The organism is Deefgea piscis, from assembly GCF_019665785.1.
Classification (GTDB): Bacteria; Pseudomonadota; Gammaproteobacteria; order Burkholderiales; family Chitinibacteraceae; genus Deefgea.
The window spans coordinates 1,617,014-1,638,506 of sequence record NZ_CP081149.1; the positions used below are offsets into that span (position 1 = coordinate 1,617,014).

19 protein-coding genes are annotated in these 21,493 nt (G+C 48.4%); 5 read left to right on the plus strand and 14 right to left on the minus strand.

Annotated features, from left to right (window positions below; translation table 11 throughout):
• Window positions 1-63: 63 nt before the first annotated feature.
• The 5 genes from K4H25_RS07475 to K4H25_RS07495 all read right to left on the minus strand — a co-directional run bounded on the left by K4H25_RS07475 (window position 64) and on the right by K4H25_RS07495 (window position 4,756).
• Entirely contained in the window at window positions 64-1,302 is a 1,239-nt protein-coding gene (locus K4H25_RS07475) for a dicarboxylate/amino acid:cation symporter (RefSeq protein WP_255588145.1), read from the minus strand.
• A 327-nt stretch (window positions 1,303-1,629) separates the two neighbouring features.
• Complete coding sequence (locus K4H25_RS07480) at window positions 1,630-2,571, minus strand: GlxA family transcriptional regulator (RefSeq protein ID WP_221022691.1); 942 nt, start codon at window positions 2,569-2,571, stop codon at window positions 1,630-1,632.
• A gap of 169 nt (window positions 2,572-2,740) precedes the next feature.
• Window positions 2,741-3,649: an EamA family transporter gene (locus K4H25_RS07485; RefSeq protein WP_221022692.1), complete on the minus strand. Its 909-nt coding sequence runs from the start codon at window positions 3,647-3,649 to the stop codon at window positions 2,741-2,743.
• A 160-nt stretch (window positions 3,650-3,809) separates the two neighbouring features.
• Complete coding sequence (locus K4H25_RS07490; protein WP_221022693.1) at window positions 3,810-4,370, minus strand: isochorismatase family protein; 561 nt, start codon at window positions 4,368-4,370, stop codon at window positions 3,810-3,812.
• 233 nt (window positions 4,371-4,603) lie between these two features.
• Entirely contained in the window at window positions 4,604-4,756 is a 153-nt protein-coding gene (locus tag K4H25_RS07495) for a hypothetical protein (RefSeq protein ID WP_221022694.1), read from the minus strand.
• Window positions 4,757-4,946: 190 nt separating this feature from the next.
• On the opposite strand from K4H25_RS07495, the gene K4H25_RS07500 reads away from it, so the two are divergent.
• Window positions 4,947-6,572 carry a methyl-accepting chemotaxis protein gene (locus K4H25_RS07500; RefSeq protein WP_221022695.1) on the plus strand — a complete coding sequence of 542 codons (1,626 nt, stop codon included), beginning with the start codon at window positions 4,947-4,949 and terminating at the stop codon, window positions 6,570-6,572.
• Between the two features lie 185 nt (window positions 6,573-6,757).
• On the opposite strand, the gene K4H25_RS07505 is transcribed toward K4H25_RS07500, so the two are convergent.
• From K4H25_RS07505 to K4H25_RS07535, 7 genes are all read right to left on the minus strand, one after another.
• Entirely contained in the window at window positions 6,758-7,777 is a 1,020-nt protein-coding gene (locus tag K4H25_RS07505; protein ID WP_221022696.1) for an NADP-dependent oxidoreductase, read from the minus strand.
• Between the two features lie 64 nt (window positions 7,778-7,841).
• Window positions 7,842-8,999, minus strand: coding sequence for an iron-containing alcohol dehydrogenase (locus K4H25_RS07510; RefSeq protein WP_221022697.1), 1,158 nt, complete (start codon window positions 8,997-8,999; stop codon window positions 7,842-7,844).
• 138 nt (window positions 9,000-9,137) lie between these two features.
• Complete coding sequence (locus K4H25_RS07515; RefSeq protein ID WP_221022698.1) at window positions 9,138-9,728, minus strand: TetR/AcrR family transcriptional regulator; 591 nt, start codon at window positions 9,726-9,728, stop codon at window positions 9,138-9,140.
• Between the two features lie 52 nt (window positions 9,729-9,780).
• The gene (locus tag K4H25_RS17120) at window positions 9,781-10,224 is read right to left on the minus strand and encodes a GFA family protein (RefSeq protein WP_221022699.1); all 444 of its coding nucleotides are present in this window, start codon (window positions 10,222-10,224) and stop codon (window positions 9,781-9,783) included.
• A gap of 25 nt (window positions 10,225-10,249) precedes the next feature.
• Window positions 10,250-10,696 carry a GNAT family N-acetyltransferase gene (locus K4H25_RS07525; RefSeq protein WP_221022700.1) on the minus strand — a complete coding sequence of 149 codons (447 nt, stop codon included), beginning with the start codon at window positions 10,694-10,696 and terminating at the stop codon, window positions 10,250-10,252.
• Between the two features lie 263 nt (window positions 10,697-10,959).
• Window positions 10,960-11,739, minus strand: a complete 780-nt coding sequence (locus K4H25_RS07530) for a class I SAM-dependent methyltransferase (RefSeq protein WP_221022701.1) — start codon at window positions 11,737-11,739, stop codon at window positions 10,960-10,962.
• Complete coding sequence (locus K4H25_RS07535; RefSeq protein ID WP_221022702.1) at window positions 11,736-12,560, minus strand: M90 family metallopeptidase; 825 nt, start codon at window positions 12,558-12,560, stop codon at window positions 11,736-11,738. Before K4H25_RS07535 ends, K4H25_RS07530 begins: the two co-directional genes overlap by 4 nt.
• Before the next feature lie 241 nt (window positions 12,561-12,801).
• Here K4H25_RS07535 and K4H25_RS07540 point away from each other — a divergent pair, with 241 nt between their 5' ends.
• The 4 genes from K4H25_RS07540 to K4H25_RS07555 all read left to right on the plus strand — a co-directional run bounded on the left by K4H25_RS07540 (window position 12,802) and on the right by K4H25_RS07555 (window position 17,963).
• On the plus strand, window positions 12,802-15,147 hold the full coding sequence (locus tag K4H25_RS07540; protein WP_221022703.1) for an extracellular solute-binding protein: 2,346 nt from the start codon (window positions 12,802-12,804) through the stop codon (window positions 15,145-15,147).
• A gap of 92 nt (window positions 15,148-15,239) precedes the next feature.
• Window positions 15,240-15,575 (plus strand): hypothetical protein, encoded by a 336-nt coding sequence (locus K4H25_RS07545; RefSeq protein ID WP_221022704.1) that lies wholly within the window; start codon window positions 15,240-15,242, stop codon window positions 15,573-15,575.
• A gap of 302 nt (window positions 15,576-15,877) precedes the next feature.
• The gene (locus K4H25_RS07550) at window positions 15,878-17,380 is read left to right on the plus strand and encodes a multicopper oxidase family protein (protein ID WP_221022705.1); all 1,503 of its coding nucleotides are present in this window, start codon (window positions 15,878-15,880) and stop codon (window positions 17,378-17,380) included.
• 157 nt (window positions 17,381-17,537) lie between these two features.
• Entirely contained in the window at window positions 17,538-17,963 is a 426-nt protein-coding gene (locus K4H25_RS07555) for a DUF411 domain-containing protein (RefSeq protein ID WP_173533739.1), read from the plus strand.
• Window positions 17,964-18,353: 390 nt separating this feature from the next.
• Here the strand turns inward: K4H25_RS07555 and K4H25_RS07560 are convergent, their stop codons facing one another.
• Together K4H25_RS07560 and K4H25_RS07565 are read right to left on the minus strand one after the other, a co-directional pair.
• Window positions 18,354-20,117, minus strand: coding sequence for an ATP-binding protein (locus K4H25_RS07560; protein ID WP_221022706.1), 1,764 nt, complete (start codon window positions 20,115-20,117; stop codon window positions 18,354-18,356).
• Window positions 20,104-21,312: a hypothetical protein gene (locus tag K4H25_RS07565; RefSeq protein ID WP_221022707.1), complete on the minus strand. Its 1,209-nt coding sequence runs from the start codon at window positions 21,310-21,312 to the stop codon at window positions 20,104-20,106. Before K4H25_RS07565 ends, K4H25_RS07560 begins: the two co-directional genes overlap by 14 nt.
• Window positions 21,313-21,493 lie beyond the last annotated feature (181 nt).

The following is a 21,493-nucleotide window of genomic DNA, read 5'->3' on the forward strand; positions in this document are numbered from 1 at the left end:
CCCCATCAAATCCAATTGGACTTGATGGGGGGGGGCGGCCCAAGCAAGGGCCTAATTGAATGATTATTCGGTGTCGTTATTTAAACTACGATAAGTCGCGAGATCCAACTCACCTTCAGCGCGCGCCACCAATACGGCAGCCAGCGAGTCACCAGAAACGTTGGTCGCGGTATTCATCATGTCGATAATGCGATCCACTGCGGCAATCGCGGCCACAACTTCGAGTGGTAAACCCACCGAGGTGAGCACCAAACTCATCACGATCAAGCCCGTGCCCGGTACGCCCGCCGCACCAATTGCCGCTAATACAGTGGTGACAATCACCGTGACCATTTGCAGTAAGGTCAATTCAATGCCGACGGCGTTGGCAGCAAAAATTGCCACTGCGCCCAAATACGTCGCCAAACCATTCATATTCACTGTTGCGCCCAAGGGCAATACAAATGAGGCAATCGAATTATGCACACCCAATTGGTGCTCACAGGTTTCCATATTGAGCGGCAAAGTGGCATTGCTCGATGCAGTTGAATACGCAAATAGCTGCACTGGCAGCATTTTGCGAAGAAAAGGCCACGCTGGCAGTACAAAAATGCGCAGTAACAGTGGAAAAACCACCACCAGCATTAACATACACGATAGGTAAATCACGCCAACCAGTGAGGCTAATTCGCCTAAGACGCTAAAGCCATTGTCGGCGGTAACATAGGCGATCAGCGCAAACACACCGTAAGGCGCGAAAGAGAGCACCATCAAAATTAGCTTAAACACCACTTCATTGAGCGAAACAAATAAGCGTTGCACCGGCTCACCCGCAGTACCGGCTTTATTGATGGCAATCCCAAAAAAGATGGCAAACACAATAATCGGTAGCACTTGGCCTTCGGCAAAGGCTTTAAATGGATTGTCAGGAAAAATCCCCATCATGGTGTCGAGCAAAGAGGTTTTTTGCATTTCTGGCGCAGTCACGCCATGCAGCATGGCGCTCATGCCCGAGCCAATGCCAAAGGTCATCGACAATAGCATCGCAATGGCCGCCGCAATGCCCATGGTCACCGCGTAAATCATTAAGGTTTTTGCCGCAACGCGCCCCATCTTGCTTAAGTCTTTCAGTGCGGTAATGCCGCACACTAAAGACACAAAAATAACGGGTACCACGGTCATTTTCAGCAGGGCTAAAAAGATGTCGCCAATCGGTTTTAGTTGCTTAATCCACTCACCACCGACCAAACCCGCGATAACACCAAGGACGAGCGCCAGCATAATTTTTAGCCACATCGGCCATGATTTTTTTTGTGATAACAATTCTTTCTCCTAAGCAATTGTCGCGAGCATTGCTTATTTTGCCCCTGTAAAACAATAGCTGACACGGTTTTGTGAATTATTAACATTCATTTTGTGAGCCAACACACCGCAAATTTATTGGGATTTATATAGGGGTATTTCGCTTGATGTGTTGATTATCAACGGCTTGATGGAAATACGGCTAGTTTTTTATAAATGCGATTTGGCATAGGCCAGCAAGATTTAGCCGCGATGCCGACGCTGGTGTGATGACGGGCGATTGCGGCGCAGACGTATCAATAAAGAGGTAGTTGACAGGGTTTGTCGTAGCAGGGGATATGCCAGCGCTTAACGGCTTTCGCTGGGCAGTTTACCGGTTTGCTGTTGCCAAACGCGGCGAAAATCACGCGTTGAGGCAAACCCAGCTTGCTCGGCAATTCGCTCAATGGATAACTGCGGTTGCTGCAATAATTGCCTAGCAGTAGCAATGCGAATATCCAGTTGATATTGATGCGGCGTAATGCCGCAGTGCTGCAAAAATAAGCGCGCTAAATTGCGGCTACTGGTGTGTACGTGCGCGGCAATCTCGGTGAGCGTTAAGCGCTCAGTGACTTGGCGGCTGATTAAGTCTTGCGCTTTATGCACCATCGGGTGCAAATGATTGCGATGCGCCAGCCAAGGCGAAAGCTGTGGATCTTGGCCGCTACGGCGCAGCCAAACCACCATTTCGCGCGCGACACTTTGGGCAATCAAGGGGCCAGCATCTTGCTCAATTAAATGCAGCGCCAAATCAATCCCTGAGCAAATCCCCGCGCTGGTCGCTACTGGGCCGTCTTGCACAAATAAACGATCGTCATGCACGTGGGCTAATGGGGCGGTTTGGCGTAGGCGATCAATGATTTCATGGTGGGTGGTGCATTGTCGACCATCGAGTAAACCCGCTTCTGCCGCCAGCATGGTGCCTGAACACACGCAGGCCAGTTGATGCTGCTGGGCATCAAAATGCTGACGTAGCCAAGTAACCACTTGTTTGGCTTCGGTGTTTTTGAGGTTGACGAGAGAATTTTGTGCGCCAATTAAAATCACCGTCGCTCCGGCTGGAATCGGCGTTGGTAGTGGTGCGAGCTGGTGTTGCTTGAGCCCGACTGAGCTGGTGAGTTCAGTTAAAGGCGACACCAGATTGAGACGATAATTTGCGCCATGCAGCGCCGCGATTTGAAACGCTTCCGCTGGGCCAGCTAAATCCAACAACATAAATTGCGGGGTTAACACAAAATATAAATCAAGCATGCAAGGCCCTATAGAGTCAGCGCCATGAGTAAAAATACTGACGCAGACATAAATTATGCATGAATTAAGCTGGCGCGGGATTGACGCGTTGATTTTGGGTTGCCGCGACGCGGGCGATGAATGCCGTGCACCAGCACCGTAGCGTCAAATACCCAGCGTGCCTTGCGTGCTAGTTTTGCGCCGCCAGTTTACGTGCTCGCCACAGCTGACGAATCTGTCCGCCAAAAATATTAATCACTAAGCCAGTCATTAATAACAGCGCACCCCACCATTGCTGTGGCAGTAATTGCTCGTTCAGTAGCAGTGCGGCGGCGCTTAAGCCCACCCAAGGCACGAGTAAACTAAAGGGTGCAACGAGGTTGGTTGGATGGCGTTTAAGCAGTAAATTCCACAAACTCATTCCGAGTAGGGCGGCAAAAATCGCTTGATACAGCACCGCCAACAACGATTGCATTGAGAAATGCTGCAAGGCAGTGGCGATTTCTTGCGGGCCTTCTAGCCATAAACTTAAACCAACAAAGCCAATCAACGGCGCAATCGATGCCCAAACCATAAAGGCCAACACATCAAATTGCAGACCTTGCTGTGTGCACTGTTTTAAAATCACATTGCCCATCGCCCAACCCGCAGCGCCAAGTAGCGTCATGATAAAGCCGAGCAAAGTCATGCTTTGGCCGTGGCTGCTGCCAATGAGCCACAAGCCAATACCCGCGATCAATAGGCCGATGAGTTGGCTGTGCTTGAAAGATTCTTTTAAAAACACGGCAGCAAAAATCAGCGTAAAGAAGGCTTGCGATTGCAACACCACGGATGCCAAACCGGCCGGCATGCCGTTGGCCATGGCCGAGAATAAAAACCCTAGCTGACACAATCCCCACGTCAGGCCGTAGACGATGAGATAGCGCCACGGCAGATTAGGGCGACGTAAGAAAAACACCGCAGGAAATACCGTTGCGGCAAAACGTAAGCTGGCCAACAATAGCGGCGGTAAACCCACCAAGCCCCATTTAATGACAACAAAATTAAAGCCCCACGTTAAAACAACAACGAGAGCGAGCAGTAGGTCACGAGCCGGCATGGTGGATTTCCTTGTAGGGCATACTGATTGCAGAGTAGTCAGCGCCAGTTTAATTTAAATCGTCAGCCAATTTTGACGTATTGCGCTGTAACGTAAATTATCCCAATCTCAGCCGCCTATACCCCATCTTTAGATTTACTAGCACCATCGATGTTGGCTTTTAGGCATGAGCGAGCGCCGGCCAGCTGGCGATAAGTTGCTCAATGCTGCAAATTCGTGCAAATCGGCCGCTTAAGACTAGCTCGGTATGCGTTTTGATTTCCTTGGCGCTAAAGCTTTGCCCATTGGCGTGTTGCATGGCAAAGGTCAACGTCGCCTCGGTGACAAAATCAATCGAGTAGCCTAAATCAGACCCCACTCGCGCAGTCGTTTCGCAGCATTGCTCGGTGCGGATGCCGCTGATGATTAAATGCTGGATGCCTTGTTGCTGTAGATATTCGTGTAGACCAGAACCGAGTAGCGCATTGTGAACTGTTTTTTCAAATTCAAGCCCGTGGTGAGGCGGTAAAAAATCCATCGGTTTGACCCAGCCGGATGCTTTTGAAAAATGACCGGTTTTTTCAACGTGAAAAATTCGAATGACCGGAATGTGCTGACGCTGACAAGCCGTAATGAGCTCGATCTGCTTGGCTTGATATAGCGGCATATCGCTGGCGTTAAAGTAAGGCGCTTGTAAAAAGGATTGTTGGACATCAATGACAAGCAGTGCGGATCTGGACATTTTTTACCCTTTAGCGATTTGTTAGCTGATTTTGACGGTGACAGAAGCAGTGTAAAACAAGGGGTTCGCCAAGGTGAGCGCAAGAAACGACAAGATAGGGGACAAAACAGGACAGGATGTGGTGCGGCTTGATTTGGGGGAGAGATGCAACTTGCGCGGTGATCGCAGCTTAGCGTGGTGCTAATGAAGGGGGCTTTATCGCTGCAGCCTTAGCTCAGCGATAAAGCCGTGTATTAAACAGCGACGCCACCAACCAGTAGTAATCCGCTGCAGGTGCCCATAAAAATCAATTCCACACGGTCTTGCCGTGCTGCCAGCAGCATTTGGCACAAGGAAATTAAGCAGGCGGCGCCCATGCCAAATAGTACGATTTCAGCGGTGCTCATGATTTATTCCATTTATGTTATTCGCATCAAATAGAGCGAGCGCATTGGGTGAAGTTCCTGCGGTAGAACCAAATACTTAGTTCAGCGAATTGTGGGTGCGCCGCATAGCAATTTATACAAATAAAATTCACCAAAATTTCATATTAAGTCAGCTATGGTGAAGCTGGTCTGATGTGATGGGGTGAATGCAATGGGTGTCGCTTTAAGAATTAAACATAAATTATGGTTGCTAACGAGTTTGGCATTGCTGGGCTTACTGGGTATTGGGCTGGCAATGCTATTATCGAGCCGACAATCCATGCTCGAAGATCGGGAGGCAAAGACTTTAAGCCTGATTGAATTGGGTCATAGCGTGATCGAGCATTATGGGCAGCTAGAAAAAAACGGCAGCTTGTCAAAAGAAGCTGCGCAAGCCCAAGCCAAAGCGGCGTTAAAAAACCTGCGCTATGACAAAGACAATTATTTCAGTATTTATGATCCGCAATATCGTATGGTGCAGCATCCGATTAAGCCTGAGCTCACCGGCAAGGATTTATCGGGGTTAAAAGACAAAAATGGTGTGCCGATCGTCGTCGAATTAGTCAAGGCCGCGCAAAATGGCAATGCGCAATTTGTGCGCTATCTATGGCCTAAGCCTGGTCAAGATATCCCAGTAGAAAAAATCGCGACTGCAAAACTGTTTCAGCCTTGGGGCTGGGTGATTTCATCGGGAATTTATATTGACGATTTGGATGCGATTTTTAAGCAGCGGGCTTTATTTTTGGGCGGGGCTTTAGTGCTGGTGGCCAGTGTATTATTATTGGCCTCGCTGTGGATTGCTCATAGTATTACCTCGCCATTAGATACTTTACGGGTAGCGATGCAGCAAATTGCCGCCAGTGGCAATTTAACACAGCGGGTAAAAATCAGCGGCAATCGTGATCTGGCTGAAATCGCCGATACCTTTAATGCTTTAATTGCCAGCTTGCAGCAGTTATTAATGCGCGTTTCTAGCGCCACGCAGCAAGTGTCGCAAACCACCGATGAGCTGGTGAACTCTTCGCAAGCCGTTGAGCAAGGCTCGGTAGCGCAACATCGCGCTGCCGCCTCGGCGACGGTGGCCATAGAGCAAATTAGTACCAGCATTGATCAAGTGGCGGCCAATGTGTGTGGCACCGCCGATGTAACACGAGAATTACGTGAACTGGCAGGCCACGGGCGGCAAGCGGTGAAAGCCGCTGCCGAAGAAATGCATCAAATTGCCAATGATATTGATTCTTCGGCTGGCGCGGTGCACAGCATGGGGCAACGCTCTTTGCAGATTTCAGAGATTGTTGGTGTGATTCGCGAAATCGCCGATCAAACCAATTTATTGGCGCTGAATGCCGCCATTGAAGCGGCGCGCGCAGGAGAAATGGGGCGAGGTTTTGCGGTGGTTGCTGATGAGGTACGTAAACTGGCCGAGCGAACAGGGCAATCGACGCAGCAAATTACCGAAACCATCCAAATTATTCAGCAAGAAACGCAAAGTGTGGTCGGTAATATCGAAGGCGTGAGTCAGCGCGCAAGGCAGGGCGCGCAATTGGCGCAGCAAGCCGATCAGTTGGTTGAGCAATTAGATCTACATTCGGCGCAAGTGGGGCCATTGGTGGGTGAAATCTCATGCGCCACACAAGAGCAAAGCCGCGCCACTCAGCATATCGCGCGCAATGTGGAGGACATTTCGAGCATGGCAGAAAACAATGTGCGCGAAGTCGGCAGCGCCGCCAATTCAGTTCGCCAGCTTAAAGCGCTGGTGCTGGAACTCAACGGCCGCGTTGAGCAATTTAGGGTATAGCTTTGTGAGCCAATAAGGACAAGAAGCAGAGAAATATACCTTAATAAAATGGCGTTTTTCAGCTTTCGTGTTGATGGTTTTAAGTGCCTGCGGCACAGCATCAACGCAAAATAAAAACCCGCTCGATGTGCTTAGCGCAGTCGGGCGGGTTTTTATTGCCGCAGCCATCGCTGGCTTTGGACGGATTATTGTTCGACGCGAACGACGAGTTTGCCGAAATTTTTGCCTTCAAGTAGGCCCATAAAGGCTTCGGGGGCGTTTTCTAGGCCTTGCACGACGTCTTCTTTAAATTTGATTTTGCCTTCACTTAGCCATTGACTCATCGCGCTAAAGAATTCGCCGTAACGATGGCCGTAATCATCAAAAATAATAAAGCCTTGCATCTTAATGCGTTTTTTTAATAGCGTACCCATCAATAAGCCGAGTCGATCTGGCCCTGCGGGTAATTGCTGGTCGTTGTAATGCGCGATCAAGCCACAAACTGGGATTCGCGCGCCGACATTCAGTAGTGGCAAAACGGCGTCAAACACTGCGCCGCCAACGCTTTCAAAATACACATCAATCCCAGACGGGCAGGCTGCGGCCAATTGCGCGGCAAAATCGGCGTCTTTGCGATCGATGCAAACATCAAAACCCAACTCATTGGTGACGTAGTCACATTTATCTTTGCCGCCAGCAATGCCGATCACGCGGCAGCCGTTTAGCTTGGCGATTTGGCCGACAATCGCGCCGACTGCGCCGCTTGCCGCCGCTACCACCACGGTGTCGCCCGCTTTAGGTTGGCCAATATCGAGTAAACCCATATAGGCGGTAAAACCGGGCATACCTAATACGCCGAGCGCCATCGAAGGTTGCGCCATATCAGCCGGTAAGATATTCACGCCTTCGCCGTTAGAAATCGCGTAGTCTTGCCAGCCGCTATAGCTAAGCACCACATCGCCGACTTTAAATTGCGGATGGTTAGAGGCTTCCACGCGGGCAATCGTGCCGCCGACCATCACGTCGTTAAGCGCAACTGGTGGCGCGTAAGAGGGGGCATCGCTCATCCGGCCACGCATATAGGGGTCTAGCGACAGATACGTGGTGCGAAGCAGGATTTCGCCCGCCGCTGGCGTTGGTATCGCCGATTCGATGAGGCGAAAATCAGCTGGCGTTGGCGCGCCCACGGGGCGGGAATTTAAAACGATTTGGCGATTGCTGCTCATTGCGCATCCTTTAAGGTTGAAACGGGCCAGTCGATTTGGACATGGCCCGGTGCTAAGGCTTTGTTTATAGTGCGGCAGTTAAAATGTCGCGACTGACTTCAAGTGTTACATCTTGGCGTTCACCCAATTGCGTCATGCCGTGGGCTTCGAGTTGCTTAATGACGGCGTCGATGGCGGCTGGGCCTAAGTCGTAATCGGCTAATTTGGTTTTGATGCCCATGGCTTCAAAGAAATCACGGGTTTTTTCAATCGCTGCGGCGATGCGCTCGTCGTCACTGCCGTGGTGTAGATGCCAAACACGGTCGGCGTATTGCAATAGTTTTTCGCGTTTGCTTTCGCTACGCAGCATCAAACTGGCCGGCAAGACGATCGCCAATGTGCGGGCGTGATCGATATCAAATAATGCCGTGAGTTCGTGGCCGATCATATGCGTTGACCAATCTTGCGGCACACCCGCGCCGATTAAACCATTGAGCGCTTGGGTGGCTGCCCACATTAAATTGGCGCGTAAATCGTAGTCTTGTGGGCTGGTTAATACTTTAGGGCCGATTTCAATCAAGATTTGTAAAAGGCCTTCGGCATAGCGATCTTGCACCATGCCATTGGCTGGGTAAGTGAGGTATTGCTCAATGGTGTGAACAAAGGCATCGACCACGCCATTGGCGATTTGGCGCTCTGGCAAAGTAAAGGTTTTGCTTGGATCCAAGATCGAAAACTGCGGGAACACCAAAGGATTCATAAATGGCAATTTGGTTTGCGTGGCTTTTTGCGTAATCACTGCGCCATGATTCATTTCTGAGCCGGTGGCCGGTAGCGTTAACACCGTGCCAAAAGGCAGGGCGCTTTGGATGTTGCCGCCAAAGTGCGTCAAAATATCCCACGGTTCGCCCACAAAAGGCACCGCTGCGGCGATAAATTTAGTGCCATCAATCACTGAGCCGCCGCCGACTGCGAGTAAAAAGTCGAGTTTTTCGGCGCGAATTATCTCTACCGCTTGCATTAGTGTTTCGTAAGATGGATTAGGTTCAATGCCATTAAATTCGTGCACTTCACGTGCGCCCAGCGCGGCTTTGACTTCAGCGAGTGTGCCATTTTTGCGTGCGCTTTCGCCGCCGAGCAAAATCATCACGCGGGCGTTGGCAGGAACCAGTTGCTCGAGTTGGGCGATGGTGTCGGTGCCAAAAACGATTTTAGTTGGATTAAAAAATTCAAAATTAGTCATGGTTAAAGCCTTTATTAGACCAGTCGTCTAGTTGGTAATTAAAAAATAAATCGCAGCTGCGATTTATCTTAAAGTCTTGCGGTAACTAAATTACCCAGCGGCAAATTCGGCTGCCGCGAGGGGGAAAACAGTGCGTCATTAACGCAAGCTTAAAATATCTCGCGTACTTTGCATTGCGCCCTCAAGCGCGCTGCGGTCGCGGCGAATTTTGGTGAGTAAAGTCGCGCCCAGCCAAATTTCGTATAAATGCAGTGCCGTTTGCTCAGTACTCGCAAAGTGGGGTATTGAGCCATCCAGCTCGCCCTCATTGAGGCACTGAGCAATACGGGCTAATAATTGCTGTGTGCCACGCACTAAACTACCGCGCATGCTTTCAGATAAATCCGAGACTTCGGCGGCCAATTTGACCGTGAGGCATTGCCCGTCGCGGTCGTCGCAACTTTGGGTTTCTAACCAACTACCCCAGTACGCCAACATTCGCTCGCCCGCGTTTGAGCCTTGGGCATTAAAAATCTCATCCAAGCGCTGGCAGTAATTAGCAAAATAATCCTCCAGTAAGGCTTCACCAAACGCTTCTTTAGATTTGAAGTAATGGTAAAACGAGCCTTTGGGCACAGCGGCGGCGCTTAAAATCTCAGTCAAACCGACAGCCGAAAACCCCTTGCCGAGAATAATCGGCTTGGCGGTATCCAAAATATGCTGACGTACGTCGATGTGTTCAGAAGTCATGAGCGCATCCTACATTAGACTAGACCGGTCGTCTAGTGGTTTTGTTTTTTGCTTATTGATTGAAACAGTCAAAGTCGCTTGCTTGGCTGTTTTGTGTTCTATCCGAAATATGGTTTATTCCATCCGAGATTGGGAGTGTCCCAAGATCAAATGGATTTACTTTCTCTAGGCAACCAACATTGTATGCATAAACATTTGGGTCTGATCGGCGTTGGTGATGAGTATAGATGCCGCAAATTTTGCAAAAATAGTGTTTAGCAATCCGAGTATTGAATTGGTAGAGCGTTAAATGTTCTTCGCCTTGAATGATGCGCAGGTGTTTCAGAGGTACTGAAGAAGTAACAGCAGATCGACGTCTGCATACCGAGCAATCACAATAACGAGGATTCTCTACGCCATTTGGAAGCTTAATCTCAAGTACTACGCTGCCGCAATGACAGGAGGCTCGATGCGTAGTTTGTATTTGTGTTGATCCAATTTGGTGGTAATTAGGCATTGTTCACCTTAGGCTGGCAGAATATTTAGGTATTTGAGTGACGAAAATCAAGCGCTTGCGGATTGGTTCTTACCATAAATTTTTCAGGATTAGGGTAGGAAACAAAACCTAACTCTTGATATACGCCATGCGCATCATTGGTAAAAAGGTAGGTGCTCACTACATGCTGCAATTTGGGGTGCTGAAGTAATTGGGCGGTCATGGTGCGGGCAATGCCTTGATGTCGATGTTGTTCATCAACATAAACATCCGCTAAGTAAGCAAACCTCACCGTATCGCTAACAACTCTTGCATAGGCAACTTGTTGCCCAGCAATAAATGCACCGATTACGACGGTTGATGCTGTTGCGGCTTGTTCAACATATTGCTGACTAATGCCGAGCGACCAATAACATTTGCTCAACCAGCTAGTCACTTTGGGCCAATCAATATCATGCAATTGATTCGAAAATTGCAGCTGCGTGTGCGACATCTTGATCACCAAAATCGTATGGGGAATATGGGGAAGATATCTTAGTTGGCGTGGTGGTCGTTGGTGAAGTTTAGATTGTAGCTTGTTGGGAAAATGCTTGCGGCAAGCCTAATTGCAATCAAGTAGGGCGTAATCGCCAAAGGCATTACGCCGAATGAGGGGCTGGCGTATTGCCGCTGCGCGGCGAATACGCCCTACGTTTTTGTTGATGTATTGGCGGGTGAGTCTTGCTGGTAAAGGCTTGGCGGGTAATACGTCAGTTATTATTCTTTTTGAATGCCACCCGTTGGCAGATAGCCATCAAACCTGGTGCTTTCGCCATCAAATACAAAATCGGGTCGAGCGCCGGCCATCAGTGGGGCGAGGCGGGGGCGTTTGACGATGATGCGTTTTTTGGCGATCAGGCGCGCTGGTGCTAAGAGTGCATCGGCGTCTTCGTCGCCTCCGATCAGCGTTTGAAAAGCGGCCATGCTTTTTTTGGATTTAGCGCGTTTGCCCGGTTCCGGAAACATCGGGTCTAAATACACCACGTCAAACTCTTGCGCAGCCAGTGGCCCTAAGCCTTGCGCGCGCTCAGTTAGCCATTCACGGCCATCACCAAAATGCAGCGTCATTCTGGCGGCGATATCAGCGGTTTGGGCATCCGCTGCGGCGCGTTTTAGGCCGTCGCTCAGCAGTAAATACGCAATCGGCGTGCGCTCGATCAGCGTCATGGTGCAGCCTAAACTCGCGAGCACATAGGCGTCGCCGCCAAGGCCGGCGGTGGCGTCCAAAATACGTGGGATATATTCGCCTTTGATGCCGACGGCTTTGGCAACGGGTTGCCCACGGCCTCCGCCAAATTGGCGGCGATGCGCTGCCGCGCCTTTGACAAAGTCAACGCAAACAATGGCCTTGTCATGCATAGACAGTAGCTCTAGCCGGTCGGTATTCCATTGCAGTATATGTGTAGCGCCTTCAGGAATAGTATCCCACAGGGCAATACCCAGTTGTTGAGCTTGATGGGTGATGTCAATTGGGGCGGTGTGGCGTAGGCCGATCATGCGCTGGGTTCACTGTATTGGGAGATTGGGCGGTAAGGGCTGGGGCTCAGCCTTTGTGCGGTGTCTTGTTTATAAAACAACACCATTTGCGTGTAAACATCGGGGTAGTGCGCTTGTAGGATTTGCGGCGCTTCAAAAAATACTTCGCTCAGTACCGCAAAGCATTCGGCTGGATTAGTGGCGGCATACAGATCAATGTCCGAGTGCTCGCCAGCGTCGGCATGGGCATCCGCTTTGGCGCTTAAGTCGGCAAAGGCGGCGGTAAACGCACTCTGCCATGCCGCTTCGCTCATTCCGGCATGTAGGGCTGGATAGCCATTGGCGTAGCCACCGTTTTTCATGTCGAGCTTATGCGCTAATTCATGAATCACCACATTCCAGCCGTCTAAATGCGGCCCATCCATCACGTCGTTCCATGAAAACAGCACCGGACCATCACCGCGCGCTTGGCCAGCGAGCAATTGCTCGCCTTCGTGAACGACGCCAATGGCGTCAACGTGGCGGTGGCTGGCGTAAAACGGGCGCGGATAAATAATGATTTCCTGCCAATCGTCATACGCTTCAAAACCCAGATTTAAAATCGGCAGTACGGCTTGCGCCGCCAAAATCACCCGCATCGGGTCAGAAAATTCAATCCCTTCGCTGGCTTGGATCGATTTGGTGTGTAAAAACCATGCGGCAAGTTCACGCAGGCGCGCTAATTCACTCGCGCTGAGGTTTTTTAGCACCGGCATGGTGGTGGCGGGCAACCACAATGCATCGTCAATCGGGTGCTGGGCGAGCCAATGATCACGGCGTTTACGACGAAAGTAGTTGAGCATGATTTTCCTTGGATCGTCATCAACAAATGGGTCTCGCTGAGCGCAATTCAAGTTAATCGTTCTAGTTTGTCGGTGGTATTGGTGTTTATTGAAATGCAACAGTCATAAATGACTGCTGTGTGTGTAAGAAAAGTGCTTGTATTATCAACAACTAATGAGATTTGCTGACAAATCCGCTACGGAGCACGCTGTAATGTGCCGATTAGATTGATATAAGCCATGTTTTAGGGGAGTTTGCACGATGTTAAATCGCAATCATGTCATTGCCGCTGTTGCTGTGGTTTACGGTTTGGTGATGTTGGGTTTGTTGTGGCTAGTCGGGCAAAGTAAAGATGCTGCGGTCAATGCATTGTTTTTTTCTGTGACCTTAATCATGGTGCTGGGTGGGTTGGCTTTATTGGCAGTATTGTTTTTTGGTCTGCAACGCTTGTTTGCGCCTTTGGGGCAAATAAGCGATTTAATGCGCCAACATGCCAGCGATAGTGCTGATTTTAGTGCGCGGGTATCTGAAAAGGGTGACGCTGAAGTGGCGCAATTAGCCAAGGCGTATAACGCGTCCACCGATAAAGTGCAGCGCACGCTACGCGATGTGCAGCGCGAAATGGAGGGGCTGGCTTTGGGTTTGTCCGAGCTTACTGCGGTGACGGCGCAAATGGGCAAAGACACCCGAACGCAATCGGATCATGCCGCTTCTTCGGCTGCGACCGTGGAGCAAATCACCGTTAGCATTAATCATATCGCCGATCATGCCCGCGATATGGATCATGTAGTTGAGCAAACGCAGCAGTTGTCCAGCGACAGTGCCGATTCGGTGCTGCGCGTCTCCGAAGAAGTCGGCAAAGTGTCAGAGGCTGTTGCGGCGTTAACGCAAACGATGGATGGCTTGGGGGCTAGCTCGCAAGAAATTAGCGGCATTGTGGGCGTGATTAAAGATATTGCCGATCAAACTAATTTATTGGCGCTTAACGCCGCGATTGAAGCGGCGCGCGCCGGAGATATGGGGCGTGGCTTTGCGGTGGTGGCTGATGAAGTGCGTAAATTGGCCGAGCGCACCAGTAATGCCACGGTAGAAATCGCGCATAAAATCGAATCAGTGGGCCGTGAAACGCAAAGCGCGGTGGGTAATATGGCGCTGACCGCCAATCGCGTGGCGCACAGTGTCACCATGGCCGAAGACGCGCGCGGGCATATGTTAGGTATTCGTGAGCATATGGGCAGCGTGGTGACGGCAGTGCGGCAAATTGCCGAATCAACGCAAGAGCAATCTTCTGCTACGCATACCTTGGCCAGCTCGGCCGAGCGGCTCGATGTGATGACACAAGCCACCGATTCGGCGTTGCAGCAAGCTAGCAACACCTTAAAGCATTTGGATGAACGCGCTAAGCGGTTGTTGAAATCGGTTGGACAATTTAAGCTGGCCGATATTGAGGTGTTCCATAGTTGGGCCGCATCGAGCGAAGCGCGCGCGGTATCGGAAATCAAGGCGCTACTCAATCAGCAAGGCCATCATTGGGCGGATGTGGCGGGGGATCATTCTACTGCGGCGATTAAATCGCGCATCGCCACTGGCAATCCGCCAACCGCGGCCGCCATTGGCGGGGTGAAGATTCAAAACTGGGCCAAAGAAGGCGGCTTGGCCAATTTGAACGATGTAGCGAAGCAGCAAGATTGGCGCCGAATTTTACCTGCGGTACTGGATAAAATGATGCAGGCCAATGGCCAGTATGTGGCGGTGCCTTTGGGTGTGGCGCGGGTGAATGTGATGTGGATGAATGCCAGTGTGTTCAAGCGCGCTGGCGTGCAGCCACCCAAAACTTGGGATGAGTTTTTTGTGGTGGCCGAAAAACTGCGCCAATTGGGTACGCCGATGCTGGCTGTCGGTGAGCAGGCATGGCAAATTGCCACTTTGTTTGAGGCGATTACTTGTGGTTTGGGTGGCGCGTCGTTTTATCACTCGGCGTTTTGCCAGCTCGATTCGGCAGCATTGACAGGGCCAGTGATGATTCGCTGTCTTGAAGCTTTGCGTAAATTAAAACCGTATTGCACGCCCGATGCGGCTGGGCGCGAGTGGAATTTAGCTACGGCCGATGTGATTAATGGCCGGGCGGCGATGCAATTAATGGGTGATTGGGCCAAGGGCGAATTTGCTCAAGCGGGTAAGGTGCAAGGTATTGATTATCTGTGTATGGCAGCGCCAACGCAAAACGGCGAGTACAGCTTTGCAGCCGATACTTTATTAATGTTCAAACAAAGTGATCCGCGTTTGGCCGCTGCGCAGCAAGATTTTGTGTCGCTGTTGATGAGTAGCGCAGGGCAAGAAGTGTTCAATTTGTATAAAGGCAATATCCCTGCTCGAATTGACGTGAATATGAATCGCTTTGACGATTACGCTAAACAGTCGGCGCGCGAGTTTGCCAGCGCCGCGACTAAGCAAGTGTTGCTGCCGTCATGGGCGCACAATATGGCGGTGCAAGACAGTGTGCGTAGCGCCTTGTTTGATGCGGTGGATGCATTCTGGAAAAACAGCGGTATGAGCCCGCAAGATGCGGCGCGGCGCTTGCACGATGCAACACGGCGTTCAGCGTAACTTGTTGGCGTAGGCGGTAATAGTTGTGAGTTCGCTCTGATTTGTCGGCCTGAGTCTTGCCGTCAAATCAGGGCGCAGTGTAAGATCGAAGAATGCTTAAGTTCCGGTTTTTCTTTTTGCTATTGATCTCGCTGGTGCTGTCACTGAATGTGGCGGCGGCCAAGCAGTTGCCGTTGGCTGGCGCCGTGCTGTGCCATAACGCGGTGATTGAACAGCTCGCAAAAACAGAATGCCAGCAAGGCCAGCATGATCATGCGGCGAGTAATGCCAAAATGAGTCATTGCGGCGCCTGCGCTGCGGCATTGCCGATGCTACTGCCGCAAGCGCAGCTAGCGTCGGCCGGAACGATTCAAAATAGTCATGACGTCATCATGCAGGTCGGTTTAAATCGGCCACCGTTACTTCCTCCTCCTCTACTGCGCGCTTAGGCGCGACTTAGGCGCTGTCCTCGCTTTATTACTCTGAATAAAGGTGGGTAGCGCTGCAGTTGTCATTCGTATTTGCTGATTTAAATGGGTTTGAGTTTTTCGGCTACGCGTAGCGCATGTTTGGCGTGCGTAATCCCGCTTAGTACTCTAAGCCGCCGCGCGCCGCATCAATCCCGCATGCAGATCAGTAAATTCAATTGGTATTGCTATCAATGCTTTATAAATAATTAATTGCATGGCAATACCCCAGTCTATTGTGAATTGAGCCGATGTTGGCTCAGTCTGAGTTTTAGAGGTGGTTTATGAATCGACGTCAGTTTTTATTTAGCTCTACTGCCAGCGGTGCTTTGCTGTGCTTGCCAACGGCTTGGGCTGGTATGGATCACTCCGCGCATCATGGTCATGAAGGTCATGGTGGCGCAGCCGCCATGCCGCAGCCGCTAAAAACCGTGGCCGATATGCCCTTATTGCCCGAGTCGGCCTTGCCTGCGGGCCAGCCATTACAGGCATTAAAAGTTTTAAACAGCAGCAGCGCCAATAAAATGGCCGCCACGCTAACGGCTGCCGCGCATGAGGTTGAGTTAGTGCCTGGTAAAAAAACCACCATGTGGTTGTATAACGGCCAAGTGCCCGGCCCCTTGATTGAAGCGTTTGAAGGCGACGAAGTTGAAATTCGCTTTGTGAATCAGCTATCGCAAGCGTCAACGATTCATTGGCACGGCATGCCGGTGCCGCCAGAGCAAGACGGCAATCCACATGACGCGGTGCCTGCGGGTGGTGAACATGTGTATCGCTTTAAATTGCCAAAAGACTGCGCCGGTACGTATTGGTATCACCCGCACCCGCATGGCGACACGCCTGAGCAGGTGTATCGCGGTTTGGCCGGTTTATTTATTGTGCGTAGTAAAACCGATCCTTTGGCGGGTTTTGCCGAGCAGCATTGGGTGGTTTCTGACCTTAAATTGGCGGCCGATGCGTCGATTCCAGACAACACCGCCAACGATTGGATGAATGGCCGTGAAGGGCAGTTTGCGCTGGTTAATGGCCAGCGTGAGCCAGTGATAACGGTTGCTGGCCGTCAGCGGGTGCGGGTGTGGAATGCTTGCAGTGCGCGCTATTTGCGCTTGGCGATTCCGGGGCAAAAAATCACCGTGGTCGGTAGCGACGGTGGTTTGCTCGAAAAACCACGAGTAGTGGAAGAATTGCTGTTAGTGCCCGGCCAGCGCGCTGAATTGATTGTCGGTGACGGCAGCAGCGCCAAAACCACACTCAAAGCCTTGGTGTATAACCGCGAAAAAATGAGCAAAGTGGCGCCCGAAGTTGAGCGCGTTTTGGCGACGTTGCAATTGACTGCTGGCCCAACGCCCAAAGTGCCCGCGACTTTACGAAAAATCGCTGATTTTGGCCGCGCTGTGGCGATGAAAAAAGTCGAGTTTAGCGAAACCATGAGCATGGAAAATGGCGTGCATAGCATGGCGTTTTTGATCAACGGCAAAAGCTACGATATGAATCGCAATGATTTAGTCAGCAAAGTAAGCGACGTTGAAGTGTGGGAAGTGTTTAATAACTCGCACATGGATCATCCGTTTCATATTCATGGCACGCAATTTATGCTGCTCGACAGCGAGCTAAATGGCAAACGCCAAGATGCACCGTATCGCGCTTTGCAAGACACCATTAATTTACGTCCGTACGAAAAAGTCCGGCTCAAAATGGTGCAGCACGATAAAGGCCTGCGCATGTACCACTGCCATATTTTGGAGCATGAAGGGCAGGGCATGATGGCGCAGGTGCTGATTAAATAATTCAATAAGTAGGCCGGAAAAAGTTCCCGTGCAGCGTTGCTTCGCCTTGCGCAAAAACTTTTGCCCAGTGACTTAAATCAATAGATTAATTCACCGCCTTGGCGCGTTGCCAGAGCTTGCGCCAAGGCTGTGAACCATAAAAAACCAAGGAAATACCATGTCTTTAAAAGCAATTTTGAGTGCAGTTTTATTTGCCCCCACCTTGGCGCTAGCCGCTTTGCCAGCAGGCACCATGTATAAAGACCCGTATTGCGGCTGCTGCGGTGAACACGCGAAATATTTGCGTAACGCTGGCTTTGATATTAAAGAAGTAGTGCGTCAAGACATGCAAAGCGTGAAGCAGCAATACGGCACCGATATTGCGCAAAGTTGCCACACGATTGTGATGCAAGGCTATGCGATTGAAGGCCATGTGCCAGCCAATGCGATTCGTAAATTGCTCAAAGAAAAACCCAACGCCAAAGGCATTACAGTGTCGGGCATGCCCGCCACATCACCGGGCATGGGTGACTATAAAGTCGGCACCATTGCGGTCGAAATCATTGGCAAAGACGGCAGTTTAAAGCCTTACGGTAAGTTTTAAATCGAAAAGCCGACGCAGAGGCGCAGAGGCGCGGAGTAAACCAACGCAAAATTGGGTTTACCTAAACCATCAGCAAACCACCGATTAAATCGTGGTTTGTTGGGGTTTGAGTTCTGAATTGATTTTCCTCTGCGTCTTTGCGTCTCTGCGTCAAAAAGCTTTTCTGTAGTGAACTCATCGCTTGAATGTCGACGGTTTTAAGCTCCAGCCAAACGCTCAAATACATCATATTGACGTATTGCTACGCAGCCCTTTTTGGATAAAGGGCTGCAATTAAATACATCAATATTGTAGGGCGTATTCGACGCGGAGCGGCAATACGCCGAATGATGCGTAAGCCATGCGGCGTAATGCCTGCGGCGATTACGTCTTACGCCGTACCGTGGTGAATCATCCTCTCCAACGTTCTAATGTCTCCAAAAATGAAATTTCACGCCAAGGTTCTTGCCATTCATCTTGTACTTTTACGCTTTGAGAGTGTGGCTCAGGATTTGGACGTTGCATTGTAATGACTGCAGGTAATAACACGGCATCGCCAACAACAACGCATTCCCCCGGAGTTAAATTTGGCAAAATTTCAGTGATATCATTTGAATTGTCAGGGAAGAGCCGGCGTACATAATTTTGGTCTGCATCGTTAGTTAAACGCAGGGATATAAAATTACTGCATTGTGCAAAAATAGTTTCCGAAACTTCGGAAGGTCGTTGGCTAACTACCATCAAGCTCAATCCATACTTTCGACCTTCTTTTGCAATTCGCTCTAATGACTTCCTTGCCGCTCGAAATGCAGCATCATTGTTTCGAGGAATGTAATTATGTGCTTCTTCACAAACAAGCATAACCGGTATGTCATTAAGTTTACCATTGCCGTGCATAAGCTTTGTATAATGAAAGCAAAAATCAAAAATTAATCTAGAAACTAAACTAACAGTAATACTCAACACCTCAAAAGGTATACCGCTTAAATCAATAATGGTGACATTAGATTTGTTGATATAGCCTATGAATTGTTTCATTAAACATTCAAAGTCTTCTGTTGTGTATTCTTTACCATTTTCTTTTAATGGTTCTAATAAAAAATTAAGACGACGGTCTGTTAGCTTTGCTTCAAGACGAGAAGTGAATCGATTGAACTCTCCGTAGAATGGGCCATTGGACGCTTTTGTTGCATTTGCTGTAGAAGATGGGACGAATGTACAAATTTCTTTGAAGTAATGATTTTTTCTTTCGAGTATTAACGTACCATCCAAGAGTTTTGGTTTGTCCTCTCCGTCAAGTTTTCCAACAACTTCTCTGTTCATGTTTTCAATAAAGAAATACACCTCTTTTATTGAAAAATAAACTGGAGTATCATAAGTTACATCTTTAAGACTTGGGTTGTGTTTTTCTTTGTTAAGTATAACGGCATTTTTGAATTGGCTTACTTGATTGTGAGAGTTTGATTCATTACTCTCAATAAATATGCTTTCTAGTTCTTCAGAGTTCATTAACCAATACGGTAGATTTAACGTTTCAACATCAAGTCTATTTAATGAAAATGGTTTTACTTCGCCTAAATTAAAAGCTGCAGAGTATTCGTCATGTATGTCAAAAATTACTACGTGCGAGTTGTTGACTTTATTTAAATTCACCCCATCAGAAATGCCCACTACATCTTGCAGAATTCTTGCAACAGTGCATGATTTTCCTGAGCCTGTTGAACCAACTATTGCAATGTGCTTACTGAATAATCTATTTCCATCCACTTTAAAGGGGATTTTTTTATTCATAGATAAATAACCCAATGAAAAGCTATGCTCATCATCGGCAGAGAAAAGGATATCAAGTGTTATTTGATCTGCAATATATGCATATTCTGTAGGAACGGGAAGTAGTAAACTACCCCTGTCAAATTTTAGATTATCAACAAGGGTTCCAATCGCTTGGCATTCAATTTGAAATTGCCATACAATCCCACTATCTGAAGGTGAAGTAATGCCTTTTATATTTCTGATAGTTGCAATTGTGAAGTCGTGATTGCCTTGTGCGATTTTTAGAAGTCTACCAACTTGAAGTTTATCTTTGTTCTCTTCAAATAAAGCAAGCTCTTCTATGATAATAGTAATTGACTCTGGAGAGCAAGAAAGCACTTTTCCAATTTTATTCGTAGACATCTGCAAGCCCTAGCATATAGTTTATTTCATTAAAAGACTTTGAACCTAACTCTTCAAGGTTGACATCTTTAAGATCTAATTCAAGTGTATTTACTACTTCCCCAATAACAAAAAAATCTTGTGGTTTTCGTTTGTTAAATAAAAATATATTTTTTCGATAGCTTAGCAGACGAAGACTAAACTCTCTCTTGATGTTGCTATCTCTTTCCTTGTTTGACATTGGCTCTCTGAAAAAGTGGTTTTCATCCATTTCATTCGCTATAAGCCCTGTGTTTGCAATAAATCCACGGTGAAATAGACGTCGCTCAATATCGAGCAGTACTGATTCTTCTGCATCAATACAAAAAACAGGAACTTTTCTGTGTGCATCTTTGAAATGATATTTGGATAAATAATCGCAAATAAAAATTACAATGTTATTTTCAAATTCATCTAGTTTGTTTGCGTGCAGTAAAAAATACCTAAGTCGATCATTTCTTGAAAGGTTGGGTTTAAGTTGCTTTTTTCGTGACTCTAGTAAGATTTTTCTTGTTCTAAGCGATAGCGTCCAATGCGAAATGGCTGTAACTTTAATTTTACTGAGATTTGTTAAAAGACTGTTTTTTGTTGTCTTTCTGTTTTCAACGTCGTGGCACCTACTTAACTCAGCAATAAAATTAATTGCGTTGGGATAATAGAGCGTTTCAGCATCAGTGGAGCTTATGCCTTCATTAATAAAATATGAGTGAACCTCATCAACTAACTTATCAAACGAGGGGCCAATCTTGGCTTCAAACCTTAGCAAGAAATTATCAATATCAACTTTTCCATTAAGTGCTATTACATATTTATTAAATTCTTTGTTTTTGGATTTCAGAGCATCTTCAAGGGTTTTTTTATCAACGATGAAATCTTCTTGCTTAAGGCTAGGGAAGTGGGCGAAAAGAATGTAATTAATTGTACTGGTTGAATTTAGATGAAAATGATGCATCATTTGCAGTAATGGTTTGTATAATGTACTTGCATTAAATGAAGTCGCAGCTTCATGGTATTTACATTGAATTGCCTTAGTGATGCCATTCTCTACAACATCAATATCTTCAACAATTCCTTCAACTGTAATGATCGAGTCATCCGTGGATTTTAATATTTCGAGTAATGTTTTGTTGAACTGGTACAAAAACCCTTGAATTGCATAATCTGCAGTGCGCCCCATATAGCCTCTCTTTTAAGAAAATATGACTTATTAATAAGTTACTATGTAACTCCCCACCCGCCGTCTTCTGCATCAAAATCTTCAGCTCAATCCGTTCTGTCATTTCCTGTGCATGTGAAATCACACCGACTTTTCAGTCCATGTCTTGGTCGATGACCATCATCGCCAGCATGTAGTAAAT

Excerpts from the sequence above, each read along its gene's own strand:
- K4H25_RS07515 (WP_221022698.1), bottom strand. The coding sequence starts at position 9,728 with ATGACTTCTGAACACATCGACGTACGTCAGCATATTTTGGATACCGCC.
- K4H25_RS07490 (WP_221022693.1), bottom strand. The coding sequence starts at position 4,370 with ATGTCCAGATCCGCACTGCTTGTCATTGATGTCCAACAATCCTTTTTA.
- K4H25_RS07550 (WP_221022705.1), top strand. The coding sequence starts at position 15,878 with ATGAATCGACGTCAGTTTTTATTTAGCTCTACTGCCAGCGGTGCTTTG.
- K4H25_RS07565 (WP_221022707.1), bottom strand. The coding sequence starts at position 21,312 with ATGGGGCGCACTGCAGATTATGCAATTCAAGGGTTTTTGTACCAGTTC.
- K4H25_RS07485 (WP_221022692.1), bottom strand. The coding sequence starts at position 3,649 with ATGCCGGCTCGTGACCTACTGCTCGCTCTCGTTGTTGTTTTAACGTGG.
- K4H25_RS07560 (WP_221022706.1), bottom strand. The coding sequence starts at position 20,117 with ATGTCTACGAATAAAATTGGAAAAGTGCTTTCTTGCTCTCCAGAGTCA.
- K4H25_RS07540 (WP_221022703.1), top strand. The coding sequence starts at position 12,802 with ATGTTAAATCGCAATCATGTCATTGCCGCTGTTGCTGTGGTTTACGGT.
- K4H25_RS07495 (WP_221022694.1), bottom strand. The coding sequence starts at position 4,756 with ATGAGCACCGCTGAAATCGTACTATTTGGCATGGGCGCCGCCTGCTTA.
- K4H25_RS07545 (WP_221022704.1), top strand. The coding sequence starts at position 15,240 with ATGCTTAAGTTCCGGTTTTTCTTTTTGCTATTGATCTCGCTGGTGCTG.
- K4H25_RS07525 (WP_221022700.1), bottom strand. The coding sequence starts at position 10,696 with ATGTCGCACACGCAGCTGCAATTTTCGAATCAATTGCATGATATTGAT.
- K4H25_RS07505 (WP_221022696.1), bottom strand. The coding sequence starts at position 7,777 with ATGAGCAGCAATCGCCAAATCGTTTTAAATTCCCGCCCCGTGGGCGCG.
- K4H25_RS07510 (WP_221022697.1), bottom strand. The coding sequence starts at position 8,999 with ATGACTAATTTTGAATTTTTTAATCCAACTAAAATCGTTTTTGGCACC.
- K4H25_RS07500 (WP_221022695.1), top strand. The coding sequence starts at position 4,947 with ATGGGTGTCGCTTTAAGAATTAAACATAAATTATGGTTGCTAACGAGT.
- K4H25_RS17120 (WP_221022699.1), bottom strand. The coding sequence starts at position 10,224 with ATGCCTAATTACCACCAAATTGGATCAACACAAATACAAACTACGCAT.
- K4H25_RS07535 (WP_221022702.1), bottom strand. The coding sequence starts at position 12,560 with ATGCTCAACTACTTTCGTCGTAAACGCCGTGATCATTGGCTCGCCCAG.
- K4H25_RS07480 (WP_221022691.1), bottom strand. The coding sequence starts at position 2,571 with ATGCTTGATTTATATTTTGTGTTAACCCCGCAATTTATGTTGTTGGAT.
- K4H25_RS07530 (WP_221022701.1), bottom strand. The coding sequence starts at position 11,739 with ATGATCGGCCTACGCCACACCGCCCCAATTGACATCACCCATCAAGCT.
- K4H25_RS07555 (WP_173533739.1), top strand. The coding sequence starts at position 17,538 with ATGTCTTTAAAAGCAATTTTGAGTGCAGTTTTATTTGCCCCCACCTTG.